Below are 1340 nucleotides of genomic sequence, written 5' to 3' on the forward strand. Positions count from 1 at the left end.
GGCAAAGCTGCCGTCGCGGTCACGAGGAATCTCCAGGCGCAGCGGACCGTCATCAGTCAGCACCGTCTTGCCGCTCTTGCCGTTGCGCTGGTTGGTCGCATCTTCGGGCCGCACGGCACCCGCCGGATAACCCAGATGGTGTCCAAGTTCGGCACCCAGCGCCCGCTCGATCAGCGCCTTCTTGAACGCGGCTGAAGCGGCGTGCACCGCTTCGGCGGTCATGGGTCCCTTCACGAACTGGTCGATCAGATCCTTCGGAATGGACGGTAACGCTGTCTGCGCTTCGGTAGTTGTCTTGGGTTTGCGTGGCATACATGCTCCTTGAGCTACATGTTATGCCTTGAACACAAAATCTATGACAGACCCTCGGGTACCGGTGGAACACGTCGACGATTCCAGTGTTGTAGAGCTCACTATCGGGTTCTAGCAATGAAACCAGCACGGCATATTCGCATCCCTTCTCGGTGCGATCCTTGTCGAGTTCCTTCAGGAAGTCCTCATTCTTGTTCTTCGTCGCGGTGCGATCGCTCTCGTTCTTCATTTCGAACATGATCGAGACGATTTCCGTGCCAGTTTCATCCAAGTCGCGAAAGATGTAGTCGCCCTTGCTGCCAGTCCGCGCGTCGTTGTCCTTCTCGAAATATGCCCGCGGAAATGCCATCGCTCGAATGCGGTTGAACTCGATCTCGCAGTGCTGTTCGAGGGTTTCGCCGACCATCTTGGTCGACAGGCGAGCCTTCATGTCCCGGAGGCGCTCGATCGCGTCATCGCGATCCTTGATCTGCGTCTCGTACTTGTCCTTGAGCGACTTCTCTGCTAGCTGTTTCTCAAGCTCCGTTCGCTCAAGCCCGCTTTTTAGCTCGTCGCGCTCCTTCTCGACCGCACCGACTGCCTCGGTGATCGCGAGCTTCTGCGCAACATCAATGGCGTCGAGCGTGGCCTTCAGGCCCTGGATCTCTGCGTCCTTCGTAGCAGCGGCCATCTGCAGTTCATTCACAAGCCTCGCCTCGGCTAGCGTGGAAGCGGCTTGCTTGTCACGCTTCGCTTGCTCAAGTTCGTTCGCGAGCGCGTCACGCTCTTTTTCCACGGCGCTTAGCAGGTTGCTGAAGTACCGCTGAAACATGTCATCGCGCAGAGTTCGTGAAGCGTTGATAGATGAACCACCACTTACCCACTGGAGATCATGCGCGGCGCCGACACTTTCACCGAGAGTTTGTTTTCCGTGCGCAAGCTGGACGACTTCGTCCCCAAGTCGCATCCGTTGCGTTCGATCCGCGTAATGGCGAACGAAGCGCTGGCGAAGATGGATCGACTGTTCGCCGAGATGTACGAAGCGGACA

Annotated in this window: 1 protein-coding gene and 2 pseudogenes; 1 reads left to right on the top strand and 2 read right to left on the bottom strand. The window is 57.5% G+C overall.

Annotated elements, in window-relative coordinates; translation table 11 throughout:
- On the bottom strand, positions 1–312 hold a 312-nt coding region (locus tag M3I54_RS44210; protein ID WP_254346701.1), incomplete at its 3' end, for a transposase.
- 49 nt (positions 313–361) lie between these two features.
- Positions 362–1096 (bottom strand): annotated as a pseudogene (locus tag M3I54_RS44215) (DUF2130 domain-containing protein); the annotation flags it as partial.
- A gap of 87 nt (positions 1097–1183) precedes the next feature.
- On the opposite strand from M3I54_RS44215, the pseudogene M3I54_RS44220 reads away from it, so the two are divergent.
- A pseudogene (locus M3I54_RS44220) lies at positions 1184–1340 on the top strand (IS5/IS1182 family transposase); the annotation flags it as partial.

The sequence above is a fragment of the Paraburkholderia sp. CNPSo 3274 genome (assembly GCF_024206475.1).
In the GTDB taxonomy this organism is placed as follows: domain Bacteria; phylum Pseudomonadota; class Gammaproteobacteria; order Burkholderiales; family Burkholderiaceae; genus Paraburkholderia.